At 43.0% G+C, this 19031-nt stretch carries 15 protein-coding genes, 1 other RNA gene and 1 other annotated feature; of the genes, 2 read left to right on the forward strand and 14 right to left on the reverse strand.

All coding sequences use genetic code 11. The features are described 5' to 3' along the window. Positions 1 to 84: 84 nt before the first annotated feature. Complete coding sequence (locus MHI23_RS12430) at positions 85 to 1227, reverse strand: cysteine desulfurase family protein (RefSeq protein WP_041086402.1); 1143 nt, start codon at positions 1225 to 1227, stop codon at positions 85 to 87. An 18-nt stretch (positions 1228 to 1245) separates the two neighbouring features. Next, positions 1246 to 1665 (reverse strand): Rrf2 family transcriptional regulator, encoded by a 420-nt coding sequence (locus tag MHI23_RS12435; RefSeq protein ID WP_024423125.1) that lies wholly within the window; start codon positions 1663 to 1665, stop codon positions 1246 to 1248. Positions 1666 to 1873: 208 nt separating this feature from the next. Between MHI23_RS12435 and MHI23_RS12440 the strand changes: the two genes are divergently transcribed. Further along, positions 1874 to 3139: a replication-associated recombination protein A gene (locus tag MHI23_RS12440; RefSeq protein ID WP_025092426.1), complete on the forward strand. Its 1266-nt coding sequence runs from the start codon at positions 1874 to 1876 to the stop codon at positions 3137 to 3139. Positions 3140 to 3172: 33 nt separating this feature from the next. Here the strand turns inward: MHI23_RS12440 and MHI23_RS12445 are convergent, their stop codons facing one another. From MHI23_RS12445 to MHI23_RS12465, 5 genes are all read right to left on the reverse strand, one after another. Further along, entirely contained in the window at positions 3173 to 3937 is a 765-nt protein-coding gene (locus MHI23_RS12445) for a tRNA threonylcarbamoyladenosine dehydratase (RefSeq protein WP_024423127.1), read from the reverse strand. A 92-nt stretch (positions 3938 to 4029) separates the two neighbouring features. Then, a non-coding RNA gene (gene ssrS, locus MHI23_RS12450) (6S RNA) lies at positions 4030 to 4210 on the reverse strand. Positions 4211 to 4287: 77 nt separating this feature from the next. After that, positions 4288 to 6066 (reverse strand): aspartate--tRNA ligase, encoded by a 1779-nt coding sequence (gene aspS, locus MHI23_RS12455; RefSeq protein ID WP_125586664.1) that lies wholly within the window; start codon positions 6064 to 6066, stop codon positions 4288 to 4290. An 18-nt stretch (positions 6067 to 6084) separates the two neighbouring features. After that, complete coding sequence (gene hisS / locus MHI23_RS12460; RefSeq protein ID WP_125586666.1) at positions 6085 to 7359, reverse strand: histidine--tRNA ligase; 1275 nt, start codon at positions 7357 to 7359, stop codon at positions 6085 to 6087. Between the two features lie 73 nt (positions 7360 to 7432). Then, positions 7433 to 7671, reverse strand: a binding site (T-box leader). A gap of 58 nt (positions 7672 to 7729) precedes the next feature. Next, positions 7730 to 7900, reverse strand: coding sequence for a YrzK family protein (locus tag MHI23_RS12465; RefSeq protein WP_003216250.1), 171 nt, complete (start codon positions 7898 to 7900; stop codon positions 7730 to 7732). Between the two features lie 137 nt (positions 7901 to 8037). Between MHI23_RS12465 and MHI23_RS12470 the strand changes: the two genes are divergently transcribed. Further along, positions 8038 to 9618: an SH3 domain-containing protein gene (locus MHI23_RS12470; RefSeq protein ID WP_342491989.1), complete on the forward strand. Its 1581-nt coding sequence runs from the start codon at positions 8038 to 8040 to the stop codon at positions 9616 to 9618. Positions 9619 to 9715: 97 nt separating this feature from the next. Here the strand turns inward: MHI23_RS12470 and dtd are convergent, their stop codons facing one another. The 7 genes from dtd to secDF form a co-directional block, all read right to left on the reverse strand. After that, complete coding sequence (dtd, locus tag MHI23_RS12475; RefSeq protein ID WP_024427859.1) at positions 9716 to 10159, reverse strand: D-aminoacyl-tRNA deacylase; 444 nt, start codon at positions 10157 to 10159, stop codon at positions 9716 to 9718. Between the two features lie 18 nt (positions 10160 to 10177). Beyond that, on the reverse strand, positions 10178 to 12388 hold the full coding sequence (locus MHI23_RS12480) for a bifunctional (p)ppGpp synthetase/guanosine-3',5'-bis(diphosphate) 3'-pyrophosphohydrolase (RefSeq protein WP_024427858.1): 2211 nt from the start codon (positions 12386 to 12388) through the stop codon (positions 10178 to 10180). Between the two features lie 142 nt (positions 12389 to 12530). After that, complete coding sequence (locus tag MHI23_RS12485) at positions 12531 to 13043, reverse strand: adenine phosphoribosyltransferase (protein ID WP_024423133.1); 513 nt, start codon at positions 13041 to 13043, stop codon at positions 12531 to 12533. A gap of 23 nt (positions 13044 to 13066) precedes the next feature. Then, positions 13067 to 15391 (reverse strand): single-stranded-DNA-specific exonuclease RecJ, encoded by a 2325-nt coding sequence (recJ, locus tag MHI23_RS12490; RefSeq protein WP_342491990.1) that lies wholly within the window; start codon positions 15389 to 15391, stop codon positions 13067 to 13069. Positions 15392 to 15472: 81 nt separating this feature from the next. Beyond that, positions 15473 to 15823, reverse strand: coding sequence for a lipopolysaccharide assembly protein LapA domain-containing protein (locus MHI23_RS12495; RefSeq protein WP_024423135.1), 351 nt, complete (start codon positions 15821 to 15823; stop codon positions 15473 to 15475). Between the two features lie 101 nt (positions 15824 to 15924). Continuing rightward, a complete protein-coding gene (locus MHI23_RS12500) occupies positions 15925 to 16413 on the reverse strand; it encodes a cation:proton antiporter regulatory subunit (protein WP_024423136.1) in 489 nt (162 codons plus the stop codon). Between the two features lie 382 nt (positions 16414 to 16795). After that, on the reverse strand, positions 16796 to 19024 hold the full coding sequence (secDF, locus tag MHI23_RS12505; RefSeq protein ID WP_024423137.1) for a protein translocase subunit SecDF: 2229 nt from the start codon (positions 19022 to 19024) through the stop codon (positions 16796 to 16798). Between the last annotated feature and the right edge of the window lie 7 nt (positions 19025 to 19031).

The raw sequence follows: 19031 nt of genomic DNA on the forward strand, positions 1-19031 counted from the left end.
TCCAATTTCAATGAAACAACATGCGCGTTTCGTTCTTCAGGTGCTTCGCTGTTTCATTTTTCACACACGAACAAAAGGAAGTATTTATTTGGCTAGGCGTTTGACAACAGCCGCTATCTTACGTGCCGCCTGCTTCACATGATCCTCTTCATTCCCAAGACCGAAGCTTATTCTGACTGAGGACGTCAGCTCTTTTGCTTCTTCGCCATACATGGCGCTTAACACGTGCGAAGGAAGGACAGATCCAGCCGTACATGCCGATCCGCTTGAAACAGCAATTCCTTCCATATCTAAATTCACAAGCAGCGATTCAATGGAGACGCCCGGGAAATGAACATTTAAAATGTGCGGCAATGTCTCTTTCGGATGTCCATTGATAGAGAAATTGAGAGATTCCTCTTCGAATACTTGCAGCATGGTTTCTTTGAGCTTACCATAATGCATCGCTTTTTCTCTTCTATTTTGCTTCGTTAATTGAACAGCTTCTGCAAGCCCAACAATTCCTGCCACATTTTCAGTGCCAGCACGGCGCTTTCTTTCTTGTTCGCCTCCGAATATTTGCGGAGAAAGCTTCACGCCTTCGTTTACATATAAAAAACCTGTTCCCATCGGACCATTCAGCTTATGGCCAGAAGCAGATAAAAGATCAATATGGAGATCTGCTGCATCAATAGGCACTGTGCCAAACGCCTGCACTGCGTCTGTATGAAAATGAGCCGTGTGATCACGCAGAAGTTCGCCAATGGCTTTGATTGGCTGAATCACACCTGTTTCATTATTGCCGTACATGACGGTCACAAGAATTGTATCATCTCTCAATGCTTGTTTTAATTGATCAAGATGAATCAATCCTGTTTCGTCCACATCTAAATATGTCACTTCAAATCCTAGTTTTTCTAGGCGTTCACATGTATGCAGCACCGCATGATGCTCTGTTTTCACTGTGATGATATGTTTTCCTTCATGCTGTCTTGCCATGGCAACACCTGTAATTGCCAGGTTGTCCGCCTCGGTTCCACCGCTTGTGAGGATGATCTCCTGCGGTTTACAGTGTAATTCTCCTGCAATGACTTCTCTTGCTTCATCGAGCCACTTTCTTGCCTCGCGCCCATATGAATGAATACTAGAGGGATTGCCAAATATCTCTGTAAAGTACGGCATCATCTTGTCCACAATACGCTGATCCATCGGCGTAGTGGCCGCATGATCTAAATAGATTCGTTCCATTTCCGGTACACCTCTGATCTAAATATAGAACATATACGAGTCTTGATCCCCGTCATCTGTGTAGCTTGCCAAGTCTTCAAGAGTTGTATTGTCTAGTACGTCTTTTACTGCATCACGAATACGAATCCATAGTTCACGCTTTGCTGGTTCTTCGTTTTCGATGACTTCAACAGGACTAATGGGTCCTTCTAATACACGAATAATATCACCTGCTGTGATCTCGTTTGGTTCATGTGCAAGAACATAGCCGCCATACGCTCCGCGGATACTTTTTACAAGACGGGCATTGCGGAGTGGTGATACAAGCTGCTCTAAATAATGCTCAGACAAATCATTGTTTTGAGCGATTGATTTTAATGATGTAGGGCCTTCGCCATGTTTTTTGGCTAATTCGATCATGATCGTCAGACCGTATCTGCCTTTAGTTGATATTTTCAAGTTAAACACCTCTGCGTTTTCTATTCTATGTCATCAATTATTTTTCTGATTTCATATACGCTGATATATAGACCAAAAGCAATTATATCATACTTTCAGCCAACTTTCATTTACGGGTTCTGAGCATGATAGAAGGACGAATCCCTTTTCTATTTGAAGAAATTTCGGTACTCTATACAAACAAGACATTGCTATAGGAGAGATAATTATGAAACCTTTAGCGTACCGGATGCGCCCAAGTCATATTGAAGACATTATTGGGCAGGAGCATCTTGTTGGAGAAGGTCAAATTATTAGGCGAATGGTCGAGGCAAAACATTTATCCTCGATGATTTTATATGGACCGCCGGGCATCGGCAAAACATCGATTGCAACCGCGATTGCTGGCAGTACAAGCATTGCTTTTCGAACGCTGAATGCGGTCATTCATAACAAAAAGGATATGGAAGCTGTTGCCGCTGAAGCGAAAATGAGCGGCCAGGTGATCCTTATTTTAGACGAAGTCCACCGGCTTGATAAAGGAAAGCAGGATTTTCTTCTTCCTTATTTAGAAAATGGCATGATCATTTTAATTGGGGCAACAACGGCTAATCCCTATCATGCGATCAATCCTGCCATTCGAAGCCGGACACAAATATTCGAGCTGAAGCCGCTTGAAACAGAGCAAATCAAAGCTGCGTTAACAAGAGCCTTACAGGATGAGCATCGCGGGCTTGGCGGCTATGAGGTGACAGTGGACGATGAAGCGATGAATCATTTTGCCAATGGATGCGGAGGAGATGTGCGTTCTGCTTTAAATGCACTCGAGCTCGCTGTCTTATCGACAAAAGCTGATGAGACAGGGCATATCACAATCACTCTTGCCGCAGCAGAAGAATGCTTACAAAAAAAGAGCTTCTCACATGACAAGAATGGTGATGCTCATTATGATGTCCTCTCGGCTTTTCAAAAATCCATTAGAGGATCTGATACAGATGCGGCGCTGCATTACCTTGCCAGACTGATCGAAGCAGGAGACCTTGAAAGCATTACAAGGAGATTACTCGTGATGGCTTACGAGGACATTGGCTTAGCCAGTCCGCAGGCAGGCCCCCGCGTGTTAAGCGCAGTACAAACAGCAGAAAGAATCGGTTTCCCAGAAGCACGGATTCCGCTGGCGAACGCAGTGATTGAGCTGTGTCTTTCTCCTAAGTCTAATTCGGCATATAAGGCGATTGATGCGGCACTTGGTGACATTCGTACAGGGAAAATTGGAGAAGTTCCAGTTCATTTAAAGGATGCTCACTACAAAGGCGCCACAGCACTCGGAAGAGGCGTCGATTACTTATACCCACATGATTACGAAAACGGCTGGGTGAAGCAGCAATATTTACCTGATCCGCTGAAAAACAAGCAATACTATGTACCGAAACAAACCGGAAAATTTGAAGGTGCATTGAAACAGGTCTATGAAAATTTAAAACGCCAGAAATAAAAAAAGCCCCCTGCATGTTAGCAGGCGGGCTGTTTATTTATCCTTCACACGTGTAATCGGAATATCTTTTAAAAGCTTCATAATGACATGACCACCCATGATCAGTCCGGCAACAGACGGAACGAATGCATTAGATGATGGCGGCATTTGCGCCTTGCGAATCTTCGCTTCATCATTTCCAACTTCTTTTCTGACATCTTCGCGAATGACAATTGGACTTTCATCAGAGAAAATGACTTCAATTCCTTTACGAATCCCTTCCTTACGCAAACGTGTTCTCACAACTTTTGCAATAGGATCGGTATGTGTTTTTGAAATATCATCAATTTTGAAGCGTGTCGGATCTGTTTTGTTCGCAGCTCCCATACTTGAAATGATGTTCACACCTCGTTTCAGACACTCTTTCATTAAATGAATTTTATAGTGAATGGTATCTGAGGCATCAATGACATAATCAAGCGGATACTCAAAAAATTGCTCGTATGTTTCCTCTGTATAAAACATCTTCAGCGCAACAACTTCACATTCTGGATTAATATCAGCGATTCTCGCCTGCATTAAGTCAACCTTTGGCTGGCCAACTGTTGATAGCAATGCTGGAAGCTGACGGTTTACATTTGTAATATCAATATCATCTTTATCAACAAGAACAATACGGCCAACGCCTGAACGCGCGAGTGCCTCTACTGCGAATGAACCAACGCCGCCCACACCAAGCACTGCAACTGTACTGTTTTTTAGTATATTTAAGCCTTCCTTGCCAATGGCAAGCTCGTTTCTTGAAAACTGATGTAACAAGTGCCTCACTCCACCTTTATTTAAAATGAATCGAAAGAATCATATCATATTCAGACTTCTCCGTCATCCTTCTCTAAAAGAAAAAAACACAAAAAAGTCCCGATGACGCCGCCAGCATTTCCTTCGTTTTGAACCCCGCACCATGCAGGTGGGTGCTTTCTTCCTGACTTTATAAGTCCTCTAAAGAGGCATTTATGCAGAAAGGAAAGGCAAGCTCCCGTATAAAAAAATGTTCGGTCAAAACTAGGTAACCACCGTACGTATCAGGACTTTATTTATTGATTGATGAAAGCATATCATAGGCATATTTCTTTTTCAAGCGTTTACATACCTATAAACATGCGCCTATTTTACTGTTTTACTTTTGTTTTAATCGCTAAACTCAGCTCATCAAGCTGCGCCTCGCTTACATGGCCAGGGGCATCTGTAAGAACGCAGCTCGCACTTGCCGTTTTAGGGAATGCAATCGTATCTCTTAAGTTAGAGCGGCCTGCAAGCAGCATCACTAAACGGTCAAGCCCAAGCGCGATTCCGCCATGCGGAGGAACACCATGCTCAAACGCATCCAGCAGGAAGCCAAATTGTTCGTAAGCCTCTTCTTTTGAAAAACCAAGTAAGCCAAACATCTTTTCTTGAATGTCCTTTTCGAAAATACGAATAGAACCTCCGCCAAGCTCGTAGCCATTCAGCACAAGATCGTAAGCCTGGGCCTTCATGTCTTCTGGGCTTGTTTCAATTAATTCAAGATCATCGCGAACCGGCATTGTGAATGGATGATGGGCAGCATAGAAGCGGCCTTCTTCTTCATCCTTTTCAAGCAGCGGCCAATCGACAACCCATAAGAAATTAAATACAGACTCATCAATCAGTTCAAGCTCTTTACCAAGTTTTAAGCGAAGTGCACCAAGCGCATCATGGACAACAGACGTCTTATCTGCAACAAAGAGTAAAAGGTCGCCTTCTTCAACTTGCAGCTGTTCTTTTAATTCAGCTTGCTTTGCTTCATCAAAGAATTTAGCGATCGGACCTTTTAATTCAGTCCCTTCTGCTTTTAGCCAAGCTAGACCTTTTGCACCGTAGTTCGCTGCAAATGCACCAAGTGCATCAATGTCTTTTCTTGAGTAGTTCGCTGCAGCCCCTTTGACATTGATGGCTTTCACAGCTCCACCATTTTTCACAGCTCCGCTAAACACTTTGAAATCGGAGTCTTTTACCGTGTCTGAAATGTTCACCAGCTTCATCTCAAAGCGAGTATCCGGCTTATCGGATCCATAGGAATTCATCGCTTCATCATATGTCATACGAGGTAATGGCAATGTAAGGTCTACACCTTTGACATCTTTCATCACCTTCGCCATCATCTCTTCAGCAAGCGTCATGATGTCCTCTTGACTCATGAAGGACATTTCAATATCGACTTGTGTAAATTCCGGCTGACGGTCAGCACGCAAATCTTCATCTCTAAAGCAGCGGGCAATTTGATAATAACGGTCCATCCCAGAAACCATCAGCAATTGTTTAAATAACTGCGGAGACTGAGGCAGTGCATAAAATTCTCCCTCGTGTACACGGCTTGGAACAAGATAGTCACGCGCACCTTCTGGCGTACTTTTTGTTAAAATGGGCGTTTCAATGTCTAGAAAGCCGTTGTCGTCTAAGAAATGGCGGAATGCTTTTGTGACTTCATGTCGCATTTTCATTGTTTCAAACATTGCAGGGCGGCGAAGATCCAGGTAACGATATTTTAAACGAACATCTTCTGATACCTCGTCTGCTTGATCTGAAATCACAAATGGAGGAGTCTTCGCTTCATTTAAAACGGTAACCGTTTCGACTTGAATTTCAATTTTGCCCGTTTTTAAATTTGGATTGATCGTTGCTTCTTCTCTTGCGACAACCGTTCCTTTAATATCAAGGACATATTCATTACGAATTGATTCTGCTGTCTCAAGCGCCTCTCTTGATAAGTCTGGATTGAAGACAACTTGTACAATCCCTGTACGATCGCGCAAATCAATAAAGATTAATCCGCCTAGGTCACGCCTTTTTTGAACCCATCCTTTTAATACAACTGACTGACCAATTTGGTCTTCTGTTACTTCTCCACAATAAAAAGTTCTACCAAACACAAACATTCCACTCCTTCTTTACGCTTTCTGGTGGGCCTTCAACATTTGAATCAGCTCATCAAGCTTCACTTCAATTTGTTCACCCGTTGTTGTATCTTTCACATTCACAATTTGCTGCGCTAGCTCATCTTCACCAAGAACTGCAATAAATTTGGCTTTTAATCGATCAGCCGCTTTAAATTGTCCTTTTAGTTTCTTCCCTGTATAGTCCATTTCACTTGAGATACCTTCTTTTCTCAGACGGTTTAATAATGAAACAGAATAATCCTTCGCTTCATCTCCGAGAGCAGCAATGTATAGATCAATACCATCCTGGAGAGGAAGCTCAATTCCTTCAGCATCGATCGCAGATAAAAAACGCTCAATACTCATCGCAAATCCAATCCCTGGTGATTCAGGACCGCCAATTCCTTCAACGAGTCCATCATAACGGCCGCCGCCGGCTAATGTTGTAATCGCACCAAAGCCTTCTGCATTACTCATGATCTCAAATGCTGTGTGATTGTAGTAATCAAGACCGCGTACTAAATTTGGATCGACGACATACTCAATGCCTATATCTGATAAGTATTGTTTGACCTTTTCAAAATACGTCCGAGATTCTTCATTTAAGTAATCTTGAATGGATGGGGCTGTTGCCATCAGTTCATGGTCACGATCCTTTTTACAATCAAGAATGCGCAGCGGATTTTGATGTAAACGCGTTTGACAGTCGTGACAGAATTCCTCAATTCTTGGTTCAAAGTGCTTGACCAGTGCTGTGCGGTAGTCTGCACGGCTCTCTTTGTCACCAAGGCTGTTAATGACGAGCTTTAAGTTAGAAAGGCCTGCTTTCTCATACACACTCATCGCAAGCGAAATGACCTCTGCATCAATAGCAGGATCCTTGGAACCAATCGCTTCGATTCCAAATTGATAAAATTGACGATATCTTCCGGTTTGCGGACGTTCATAGCGGAACATTGGTCCGATGTAATAAAGCTTTGTTGGCTGAGCCGGCTGTGCGAACAATTTATTTTCAACATAAGAGCGTACAGTTGAAGCTGTTCCCTCTGGACGAAGTGTGATGCTGCGTCCTTTTTTGTCTTCAAATGTGTACATTTCTTTTTGAACGATATCAGTTGATTCGCCTACTCCCCGTGCAAACAGCTCTGTATGCTCAAAAATCGGTGTGCGGATTTCTTTGTATTGAAAGGCTGCACATGTATCTCTCGCAATTTGTTCAACATACTGCCAGCGTTCTGACTCTCCAGGTAAAATATCCTGTGTGCCTCTTGGAATATTAAAACTCATTTTTCGTCCTCCTACGACCATCATTCATTTTTTATGTGGACATATAAAAAACCCCCGCCTCTACTATGTGTATAGTAGGGACGAGAGTTATACCCGTGGTGCCACCCTAGTTGGAACATGAATAAGCATGTTCCCGCTCAAATCCTTAACGCAGATTCACGTTCTCCGCCTATTGACTCATTTTCAGAGCGTTCAGCAGGAAACCTACAGAGTGTTCTTTCGTGATAAATGCCATGCGGATTCGCTTTCAGCCTAAGGCGAGTCCTCTCTGCTCACGCAATTTACCCTACTATTCTCTATCATCAGTTCCACATTTTAAATTTTCAAGTGTGTTGATTTATATTATAATAAGGTCGGTGCTGCCACTCTGTCAACCCTTGCCGTGCCTCTTTTTCTTTTCCAGCTCTTCTTTTGACGTACATCCGTATTCAGATGCGGTCTCTTCAAGGAAGCCTGGCTGATCCATTTCGTCGTGCTGCCAGCGGTCGATATCACGATGTCCATTATATTGCACTCGTCCTAATTTTCTGCTTAATCTCATGTTTGTACATCCTTTTATCACATTTTTATTTAGTATAAACAGATTGATTCATTTTTATTAGGGAAACTGCAAGGAATTCATCCACTACATAACGAATTAACATTCATCGGTTTTACAAGGGAGGGGAAAACACCGTTTTGAATCTGAAAAAACACAATCAAATGATGATGCTGCTTACTTGTTTTGTTCTCATCGCGAGTTCTTTGCCTATGACACATGCTACAGCACAAACAGATCAAGCTGTTGTCGCAACAGATGAAATCAATGTGAGAACGGGCCCTGGTTTAAGCTACGGAATTGCAGCTGTTGTGAAACGCGGCGAAAGTTATCCTATTCTCACTGAACAAGGAGAATGGGTGCAGATCCAATTATCAAACGGACAAAAAGGCTGGGTCGTCTCATGGCTGATTACCACATCATCCGGCGCTCAAAAATCCGCGAAGCCAAAGGCGCAAGGTCAAAGCACGGCTGGAGGCAGTACAATTACATCGACAGCTTCCGATCTTCGCATCCGGACAGGCCCTGGGACTTCCTATCAAGTGATTGGTACTTTCCCGCAAGGCGCTACCGCTAAAAAGCTCGAGACAAGCGGCGAATGGACGAAAATTTCGTATAAACAAGCAGAAGGCTGGGTTCACTCTGATTATGTTTCAGGGGGGCAGAAAACTTCTCAATCAAGCTCCGGCGAGTCCTCTCGCTCTAACGAGACAGGCACAGTTGGCGTATCGAGCTTGAATGTACGACAATCGGCCGCACCAAATGCACAAGTCATCACTTCTCTTGCCCGCAACACACAGATCACCATTTTGCGAGAGCAGAACGGCTGGTATGAAATTGAGGGGAAAGGCGTAAAAGGCTGGGTTGCAAGCTATTACATTGTCACAGGCAAAGGAGCAGGCTCTGCACCTGAAAAGAGTTCATCCTCTTCGGCTTCTGAGCAAAAAGCATACATTGTCTATGACGGCACCAACATTCGAAAAAGCGCTTCTACCTCTGCTGGGATTGCAGAAAGAGCAACAAAAGGAGCTGCCTATCAAATTGTTCGGACGCAAGGTGACTGGTACGAGGTGACACTATCAAACAGCGGAACTGGCTACGTGGCGAGCTGGGTCGTTCAAACGAAGAAAAATAGCAGCGAAGCGCCAAGACCTCAGCAGGATTCATCGTCTGGAACTGGTTCTTTAAAAGGAAAAACGATTGTTCTTGATCCTGGTCATGGCGGAAAAGACAGCGGCACGATTGGCGCAGACGGTGCTTTTGAAAAGAACATCACCATCAAAACCGCCAATTTACTGGCAGGCAAATTAAGGGCTTCAGGTGCAAATGTATATTTAACAAGAAGTGATGATACCTTTATCAGCCTTCAATCAAGGGTGGCAACCTCTCATTATCGAAATGCAGATGCATTTATTAGTCTTCATTATGATAGTTTTATGGACCAAAGTGTTAGAGGAAGTACTGCGTATTATTATCATGCAGCAAAAGATCAGCAGTTAGCGTCAAGCGTTCATTCCGAAGTCGCAAAACGCTCTCAAATCCCTGATAAGGGTGTCAAATTCGGAGATTACTTTGTTTTAAGAGAAAACAAACGCCCTTCCCTTTTATATGAACTCGGGTACTTAAGCAATCCACAGGAGGAAGCGATCATTTATAGCGCCTCTTACCAAGAACGAGTCACAGAAGGAATGACTGAAGGATTAAAACAATATTTCCGTTAAAAAGAAAGAGGCCTCTGCGCCTCTTTTTTGTTTGATTGCAAAAGAAAAAGACTCTAAACAAACTCCCGCATGAGTTCATCTACAGTCTAAAGAGAATCTATTCTTTGCTGTCCATCAAGATCGTGACCGGTCCTGAATTGGTCAATGACACGTCCATCATCGCACCAAAACGGCCAGTTTCGACATGGATGCCTTTTTCTCTAAGGGTTTTATTGAAACATTCGTAAAGCGAATTGGCTGCATCCGGCTTGGCGGCTTTCATAAAATTCGGCCGTCTGCCCTTTCTCGTATCACCATAAAGGGTAAATTGAGATACAGACAGAACGCTTCCTTTTATGTCCAATAATGAACGATTCATTTTCCCGTTTTCATCTTCAAAAATACGTAAATGTGCAAGCTTTTCAGCTAAGTAGAGCACATCTTCTTCTGTATCTTCGTGTGTGACACCAACAAGCACCATATAACCTTCGTTGATGGCACCTGTGATCTCTTCTTCTACCTTAACAGATGCATTTGTCACACGCTGCACAACAAGCCTCATAGACGATATACTTCCTTTCTAATTCATGAATCGGCGAACAGAGTAAATGTCTTTGATTTGCTTAATGCGTTCGACCACTTTGTGCAAATGGTTAATATTTTGGATAAAGATCGCCATATGGATCGTCGCCACTTTGTTACGGTCAGACTTCCCAGAAACAGAGGAGATGTTCGTTTTGGTTTCGTTGACTGCTTGAAGCACCTCATTGAGTAAGCCGCGTCTATCATATCCTAATATTTCAATTTCCACATTGTATTCTTTACGGTTTTGAGCAGGCTGCTCATGCTCCCACTCGACCGGAATTAACCGCTCCTGTGCTTCTCCTGTCTTTACGTTCGGACAGTCCTCGCGGTGAACAGATACACCTCGGCCCTTCGTAATAAAACCGACAATGCTATCACCAGGAACAGGATTACAGCACTTAGATAAGCGGACAAGCAGGTTATCAATCCCTTTGACCCTTACGCCAGCTTCTCGTTTTTTCCCGTGATACGTCTTTGGTTCCACCGTCACTTCTTGAACGGTTTTCTCTTGCTCTTCTTGGTCTCTTTGTTTTCTTTCTTTTTCCGTTAAACGATTGGCGACCTGCAGTGCAGTAATGCCGTTATATCCAACAGCTGCATACATGTCCTCTTCGTTTGAAAAATTAAATTTGTCAGCCACTTTTTGCAGGTTTTCAGCGGTCAGAATGTCTTTGACGTCAAACTCAAGGTTTTTGATTTCTTTTTCCACGAGCTCTCGGCCTTTTTCGACATTTTCTTCACGGCGCTGTTTTTTGAAAAACTGTCTGATCTTGTGCTTCGCTTGGGAGGTTTGGGCAAGCTTGACCCAATCCTGACTTGGCCCGTAGCTGTGCTTTGATGTCAGAATTTCAATAATGTCACCTGTTTTTAGTTTGTGATCGAGTGTGACCATCTTGCCATTGACCTTGGCACCGATCGTTTTATTCCCAATTTCCGAGTGAATCCGGTAAGAGAAATCAATCGGAACTGAGCCCGACGGCAGTTCAATGACGTCTCCTTTTGGTGTAAACACAAACACCATATCAGAGAAAAGATCAATCTTTAACGACTCCATAAATTCTTCTGCATCTGTGGACTCATTTTGGAATTCAAGAATTTCTCTAAACCAAGAGAGCTTCTTCTGGAAGACCGCTTCTTCCGTTGATTCTGCTGACTCTTTGCCTTCTTTGTATGCCCAGTGTGCCGCAATCCCGTATTCTGCAATTTCATGCATTTCCACTGTACGGATCTGAACTTCAAGCGGATCGCCTTTTGGCCCAATCACCGTTGTATGAAGAGACTGGTACATGTTCGGCTTTGGCATCGCAATATAATCCTTAAACCTGCCTGGCATCGGCTTCCAGCACGTATGGATAATCCCGAGCACAGCATAACAGTCTTTAATGCTGTCAACCAAAATACGAACGGCAAGCAGATCATAAATTTCATTAAACTGCTTATTTTGCAAGACCATTTTGCGATAAATACTATAAATATGTTTTGGTCTGCCGGAAAATTCAGCCTTGATGTTCACCTCAGACACGCGGTCTTTCACTTCATTGACGACCTCGTCCAAGTATTCCTCACGTTCCGCTCGTTTGCGCTTCATCAGATTCACAATCCGGTAATATTGCTGCGGATTTAAATAGCGGAGTGCTGTATCTTCAAGCTCCCACTTAATCTTTGAAATCCCTAATCTGTGCGCAAGCGGTGCAAAGATTTCAAGTGTTTCATTTGAAATTCTCCGCTGCTTTTCCTGCGGAAGGTGTTTGAGCGTTCTCATATTATGAAGACGGTCTGCCAGCTTAATCAAGATCACGCGAATATCCTGCGCCATTGCAACAAACATTTTTCGATGGTTTTCGGCCTGCTGTTCTTCTTGTGATTTATATTTAATCTTCCCGAGCTTTGTGACACCATCAACAAGCATTGCTACTTCTTCGTTAAAATGCTCTTTTAAATCCTGTAATGTCACATCTGTATCCTCAACTACATCGTGCAGGAAACCGCCTGCAATGGTTGATGGGTCCATTTCAAGATCAACAAGAATACCCGCCACTTGAATTGGATGGATAATATAGGGCTCACCAGATTTCCGGTATTGCTCCTTGTGTGCATTTTCAGCATATTCATATGCTCGCTCTATAAATTGAATATGTTCAGCGGACAGGTATTCTCTTGCCTTGTCAATGACCTGCTGCGCCGTTAAAACTTGTTCGTTCGCCATGGAATCACCTTTTTAAATGAAAACTGTATTGTAGTTTATTATCAAGAAAAATTCGATAGATGTAAAGAGAAGAAGTCCGCTAAAAGATTTTTGATAGGAAAAAAGCACCCTTCTTACTGAGTGCTTTTTACGAAAAACTCCATTAGTATTGCATTAACGTCATGATGTCGTAGCCGTCAAGCTTCTTTCTGCCGTCCAGATACGTCAGCTCAATCAAAAATGCAATCCCTGCCACAACGCCGCCTAATTCCTCTACAAGCTTGATGGACGCTTCAATTGTTCCACCAGTTGCCAGTAAGTCATCTGTAATTAGGACACGCTGACCAGGACGAATCGCATCTTTATGAATCGTTAATACATCTTTACCATATTCCAAGCCGTAATCGACTTTAATGACTTCACGAGGAAGCTTTCCTTCTTTACGAACCGGTGCAAAACCTACACCAAGTGCGTATGCTACAGGGCAGCCAATAATGAATCCACGCGCTTCAGGTCCAACAATGAGATCAATGTCTCTTTCCTTCGCGTATTCAACGATTTGATCCGTTGCATAACGGTACACTTCGCCTTTATCCATTAACGTTGTAATATCTTTAAATTGTACACCTTCCTTTGGGTAGTCAGGTACAACTGTCACATATTGTTTTAAATCCATCTTTTCCTTTTCCTCCTCGTACGTCAAAGCACAGGTGAGACTTCGCTCATCATGCTATTCAGCCATTCCTTCAGCTCTTTAGCTGAGGAATATGTTAGTGTTTGATCGAGTTCCATCAATCGTTGTTTTGCTGTATAGGACGCTGACGCCGTTAAATCTTTTTTAGGGGCATCAAGTACTATTGACAGCACACCATTCTCTATTTTAACAAAACCGAGTTCAAAAAACACCTTTGTCATAAAAATGATTGTATCTTTTGTCCAGCCTCTATGTTTGGCAAGCTCCATTCCTTGTTCTTTAATAGGAAAACTTCCCCGTTTAAACAAGAACCCATAAAACCATTTGAATTGGTCACGGCTTGGGAAAGAGGACATAAAATGATCTTCTTTTCTTTGAAAAACCGTATAAATTCTCGCAGGCTTTTGATTTTCTAAAAGCTGCTTCAGCAATTGCTCATCTGCGGGAACATCCGCAAAGACCACATACTTTCCTTGTACATCAAATGTTGATACATTTTCTGCATGAACATGATGAATGGGGAGATCGACGTCCTGTTTTGTTGTTTCATCAAAACAGACAACCAATGAATTTTCTGAATCAAGTGTCGAAACTTTCTTCTCCCAATCCTTTTTCCCGCGCAGATCAAACAGCTGCCATTCATCAACTCGTGCATCTTTTAACATCAGCTGGGGCTTCTTCCGGTTATTCCATTCATTGACAGACATTTCTCCAATCACAGAAATGCGGCTTCCTGGAACAATTTCCTCTTTTAATTTCCCTTGGTGAAAGCCAACACAGTCAAGCAGTGTGTCTTCGTCTTTCAGAGACATTTTAATATGGTTGTGATTTGCCCCAATCGTTCGGATATCTTCAAGCTTCGCATCTTCAATCATAATAAACGGTTTTGGGTTTGACATACCAAATGGTGACAGCATCCCCGCTTCTTCAATCGCTTGAACCGTCAATTCGTCTACCTTGCACACGGCATCGACCCGCTGAATTGGAATAAAATCTTCTTCCGTCAATGTTTCATTTGCATATTGATTTAATCTTTCCCTTAGTAAAGATACATCATCCGCTCGAAGTGTCATCCCTGCTGCCATCGGATGCCCGCCGAAATGCGGCAGGATGTCGCGACATTTGCTTAGATGGAAAAATAGATCGAAGCCAGGAATACTCCGGGCTGATCCTTTTGCCATTTGCGTCTCTTCATCTATTCCAAGCACAATCGCCGGACGAGAAAAAGTATCCGTCAATTTAGAGGCAACAATTCCGACAACGCCCGGATTCCAGCCAGCTTTCGCTACAACAATCGCAGACTGGTCATCACCTGCCTCTTCCACCATTTGAATGGCTTCTTCTGTGATCGTACTGACAATCTTTTGTCGTTCTTTATTCAGTTCCTGTACAAAACGAGCGAGCTCTTCCGCTTCATCCTTATCCTCAGTCATTAGAAGATGAACGGCTGGATCTGCCTGTTCAATTCGCCCAACAGCATTCAGCCTTGGCGCAATTTGAAAGCCGACCGTTTCCTCGCTCGCTTCTTCTAGAGTGGCTCCAGCTTCTTTCAATAACGCTTTCAGCCCCGGTCTATTCGACTGCCGAAGCTGCATAAGGCCTTTTTTGGCGAGCCATCTATTCTCATCGTGAAGCGGTACAAGATCCGCGATTGTCCCGATTGCTGCAAGATCTAACAGCTGAACTGGCAGCTCTCCAAGAAGTGCATGCGCCACTTTAAACGCGACACCTACACCAGCAAGTTCTTTAAAGGGATATTCACAGCCAGGCTGCTTAGGATGGACAATGGCCAGTGCCTCAGGCAGCTCCTCACTTGGTTCATGGTGATCTGTAATGATCAGGTCTAACCCTATTTCTTTTGCAATACGTGCTTCATTTACAGCAGCAATGCCTGTATCGACCGTGATGACAAGCGATGCTCCTTGCTCCTTGATATATCGAAAAGCCTGTTCATTAGGTCCATAGCCTTCTTTAAATCGATCTGGAATATAAAAGTCTACTATCGCAGACCGCTCTTTTAATGTATGTAAAAGTACAGACGTACTTGTCACACCATCTGCATCATAGTCTCCGAAGATCACAATCGATTCCTGCTCTTCGATCGCTTTGTTGATGCGCTCTACTGCTTCTTTCATTCCTTTTAATAGGAATGGATCATGAAATTCGGCTTTTTGATCAAATAAAAAAGACCTCGCCTCTTCTACTTCTTCAAATCCTCTTTTTACGAGAAGCGATGCAGTCAGCGCTGAAATATTTAGATTTTCAGAGAGTGATTTCACTTTTTCTTCGCTTGGATGTTCATATTCCCAGCGCATTTTGGATAATAACATAAATTCACCCCTCAACCACACTATTATACTAGAGTGGCCTGAGGGGTTTCAATTTTTATTTTATGAAATTGTGCTGGAAGATTATTTTTCCTTCCGGTCAAATGATGCTGGCTGTTCTTTTAAAGGCGTGACATGAGATTTTTTTTGAAGATCTTTGTCTGCCTTTTTCGTCGAAGCAGCAGGTGCAGCGGCTGCACGCTCAGCTTTTAATGCCTTTAATTCACGTTTCAGTTTCACAATTTGGAAGATCCCTGCAAATGCCACAATCAGTCCGCCCATTAAAACTGAACCGATAATGACAAGGATCAGCGGCCATTCAGCCGTTCCAAATAAGTAGTGTACCTCGACAGGCCGTACATTAATCACGGCAAATACTGAGACAATTAATACGAAAATAAATGCGAGTATGATGGTCCATTGTTGTTTGTTCATCTACAAATCCCCCAAGCTTTTTCTTTTATTCTTCCCTTTTCACTGCCTTTTTTAAACACCGAAAGAAAGCAGTGGAAGAAAACCTATCAGCATGGGCATGATCAGCTGCTGAGTTTTTCTTTAATCAGATTCTTTAATTCTTTTCTTTCTCCAGAAATGACAAGGGTATCCCCTTCTTCGATGATGGTATCTGGTCCTGGATTTAAAATCTTCTCATGTGATTTTCTCACAATGGCGATGACTGTTACTTGATAGTTTTGGCGAACATTGAGGTCACCGATGCTTTTCTGAACAGCTGGTGCATTCTTTTCAATTTTAAACCATTCAATCACCAGTTCATCAATGGCTACCTCTACGGTTTCAAGCGCTTTCGGCTTATAGACCATGCCGCCTAAAATAGCCGCGATTTGTCTTGCTTCTTCATCGTTTAGCAGGATGCCAGAAATCGTTTCTTCGTGGTCGTCCTCCTGAAAATGATACATTTCTCTTCTGCCGTCATCATGTGTAATGATGGCAAGCTTCTCATTATTTCTTGTGATCATTTCGGCTTTATGACCGATACCTGGCAGTTCAGTTTCCCGAACCTTCATAACAGCCCCTCCAATGAATAAAGCCAAATGCCCTAAACAGACACTTGCTTTCTATACTGGTCTAAACGTAAGTCATTATAGCAAAAGACCATTTCAAGATCAATGAAACCCAAAATGTTTTTTCAAAGCGTCTACTTTTCGGAAAAACCAATAGAAAAAGACTGCCGAGAAGGCAGTCTCAGATTGTTGAAAAAGGGCTAAAATGATTTTTATTTTAGCCCTTTGTCTTCTTTTCAGCGTGATAGAAAACCTTTGCAGTCTAGGAAGGACGAGCACTGGCGCGGAGCGAATTGAACATTCGTGAGCACCAGCGCGCAGGACTGACAAAGAATGCGAGGGTTTGTCTACACGCTGAGACTGCCGAGAAGGCAGTCTTTCTAGATTAAATATCTTGATCTGTATCTATCTTAGCTGGTTTTTTCAGCTCACGGCCTTTCCACATCAGCCAAATTTGTGCCGCGATGTAAAGGGATGAGTATACCCCTGTTAATAAGCCGACAAGTAAGGCGATGGAGAAGTTTGTAATCGACGCTGATCCGAAGATAAGCAGTGCGATAACAACGACAACTACAGTCAGCACCGTGTTGACAGATCGCGTAAAGGTTTGCTGTAAGCTTAAGTTCACAATGTACGATAGATCTTCAATGGTTTTCGGTTTACGTTTCTTCATTTGTTCACGAACCCTGTCGAAGGTAACGATCGTGTCGTTGATCGAGTATCCAATGACTGTGAGGATCGCGGCAATGAAGGTGACATCCACCTCTAAGCGCGTAATACTAAAGAAGGCGACAATAAAGAATGCATCATACAGCAATGAGGCAATCGCCGCAATCGCCATTTTATATTCAAAGCGGATGGATACATATATAATGATCCCAATTGAAGCAATGATGACGGCATATAGCGCATTACGGGCAAGCTCTTTTCCGACAGTCGGTGATACTGTACTTACGTTCGGTTCAGTGCCGTATTTATCTTTGAAGTAATCTTTTACTTCAGCAATTTTTTCTTTATTCGGCACACCGACAAATCGAACCGCTGCCTGATTTTCATTTTGCCCCGATAGCACAACACTGTCTGCTTCAAGGTCAAGCTTTTTAAAGTCTTGCTCTACTTGTGCAGTTGTCAGCTTGTGATCGCTTTGAACATCAATTCTCGTTCCACTAGCAAAGTCAATACCAGCATTAAGCTTGAAGATCGAAAGGACGATGATTCCCGCAATGGTAACAGCTATTGAGAAAATCATAAAGCCTTTACGTTTGCTGACGAAATCCCATTTATCAAATGGCGTTTTCGGTTCGGTATTTTCTGTTGTTTCGTGGATATTCATGATGTCTTTTTTGCGGACACCAAACCAGCCTTTTTTGCGGTCGAGCGCGCGGCTCTCTACAAGCAGTCCAAGAAGGAATCTTGATAGGAAAACAGCTGTGATAAAGCTTGTTAAAATTGAGAGGATGAGCATTGTTGCAAATCCTTTTACAGAGCTTGTCCCGAAGAAGAACAGCACTCCGCCGGCAATAATACTTGTTAAGTTGGCATCAAAGATGGTCGCAAATGATCTGCGGTTCCCTGATCTAAAAGCAGACCGGACAGATTTGCCGAGTTTCAGCTCTTCTTTGATCCGCTCATAAGTAATAATGTTGGCATCGACAGCCATCGCTACCCCTAGAATCAGTGCAGCAATTCCAGGCAGTGTCATGACCGCACCCATCCAGTCAAACACTTGCAGCGTAATGTAGATATAAGCTGAGAGTGTGATGACTGCAATAAGACCAGGTAATCGGTAATAAAACAGCATGAATAAGAAGATAAATGCGATTCCTACTATTCCTGCGAACACTGTTTCGTTCAGTGCTTGTTCACCAAACTGTGCACTTACAGATGTGGAATATTTTTCTGTTAATTTTACTGGCAATGCACCAGCATTTAAAATACTTGCAAGGTCTTTTGCCTCTTGGACAGTAAATTTCCCTTCAATTTGTACGTCACTGCTGTTAATCTCTTGATTCACATTTGGTGCAGATACATACTTGTGGTTTGATTTTGAGACTTCTTTTTTGAAGGAATCTCCTTTGTCGTAATCAAGCCAAATGACAAGCTGATTATTTGGTGCCATCGCTGCTACTTTTCTTGTGACGTCACCAAATTTTTTCGCATCTTTTAGTTTAACCGTCACAATTGGCTCATTCGTTTGACTGAATGTTTGTTTTGCACTGTTTTCGACTAGGTCAGCCCCGTTAAGGAGTTCTTTATCATTCGTATCTCTGAAGGATAGCTGCGCTTCAGTGGAAAGAATTTCCCTTGCTCTGTTTTGATCTTTTACCCCCGCAAGCTGCACGCGGATACGGTTGTTGCCTTCAATCGAGATGTTCGGCTCACTTACACCAAGCACGTTCGCTCTTCGGTTAAGAGCCTCCACTGTACTAACGAGAACACTATTTGTGATCTTGTCCTCTTTTTTCACTGGATGTACTTCATACAGGACTTCAAATCCACCCTGTAAATCCAGCCCTAGCGTCATATCTTTCGCAACAGGCTTTGTCAGTAAGCCCACGCCAGTTCCGATTAACAGAACCACTAAGAAAAACGCAAGAATGCGCCCTTTTTTCATTATGTAT

Source organism: Bacillus sp. FSL M7-0003, assembly GCF_038628485.1.
Taxonomy (GTDB): Bacteria; Bacillota; Bacilli; order Bacillales; family Bacillaceae; genus Bacillus; species Bacillus safensis.

Coding starts and splice junctions, on each gene's coding strand:
- MHI23_RS12430 (WP_041086402.1), bottom strand. CDS start 1,227: ATGGAACGAATCTATTTAGATCATGCGGCCACTACGCCGATGGATCAG.
- MHI23_RS12440 (WP_025092426.1), top strand. CDS start 1,874: ATGAAACCTTTAGCGTACCGGATGCGCCCAAGTCATATTGAAGACATT.
- hisS (WP_125586666.1), bottom strand. CDS start 7,359: ATGAGTTTTAATATTCCAAGAGGCACACAGGATATTTTACCTGGAGAG.
- MHI23_RS12465 (WP_003216250.1), bottom strand. CDS start 7,900: ATGAGATTAAGCAGAAAATTAGGACGAGTGCAATATAATGGACATCGT.
- dtd (WP_024427859.1), bottom strand. CDS start 10,159: ATGAGGCTTGTTGTGCAGCGTGTGACAAATGCATCTGTTAAGGTAGAA.
- MHI23_RS12480 (WP_024427858.1), bottom strand. CDS start 12,388: ATGGCGAACGAACAAGTTTTAACGGCGCAGCAGGTCATTGACAAGGCA.
- MHI23_RS12485 (WP_024423133.1), bottom strand. CDS start 13,043: ATGGATTTAAAACAATATGTGACAGTTGTACCTGACTACCCAAAGGAA.
- recJ (WP_342491990.1), bottom strand. CDS start 15,391: ATGTTATTATCCAAAATGCGCTGGGAATATGAACATCCAAGCGAAGAA.
- MHI23_RS12495 (WP_024423135.1), bottom strand. CDS start 15,823: ATGAACAAACAACAATGGACCATCATACTCGCATTTATTTTCGTATTA.
- MHI23_RS12500 (WP_024423136.1), bottom strand. CDS start 16,413: ATGAAGGTTCGGGAAACTGAACTGCCAGGTATCGGTCATAAAGCCGAA.
- secDF (WP_024423137.1), bottom strand. CDS start 19,024: ATGAAAAAAGGGCGCATTCTTGCGTTTTTCTTAGTGGTTCTGTTAATC.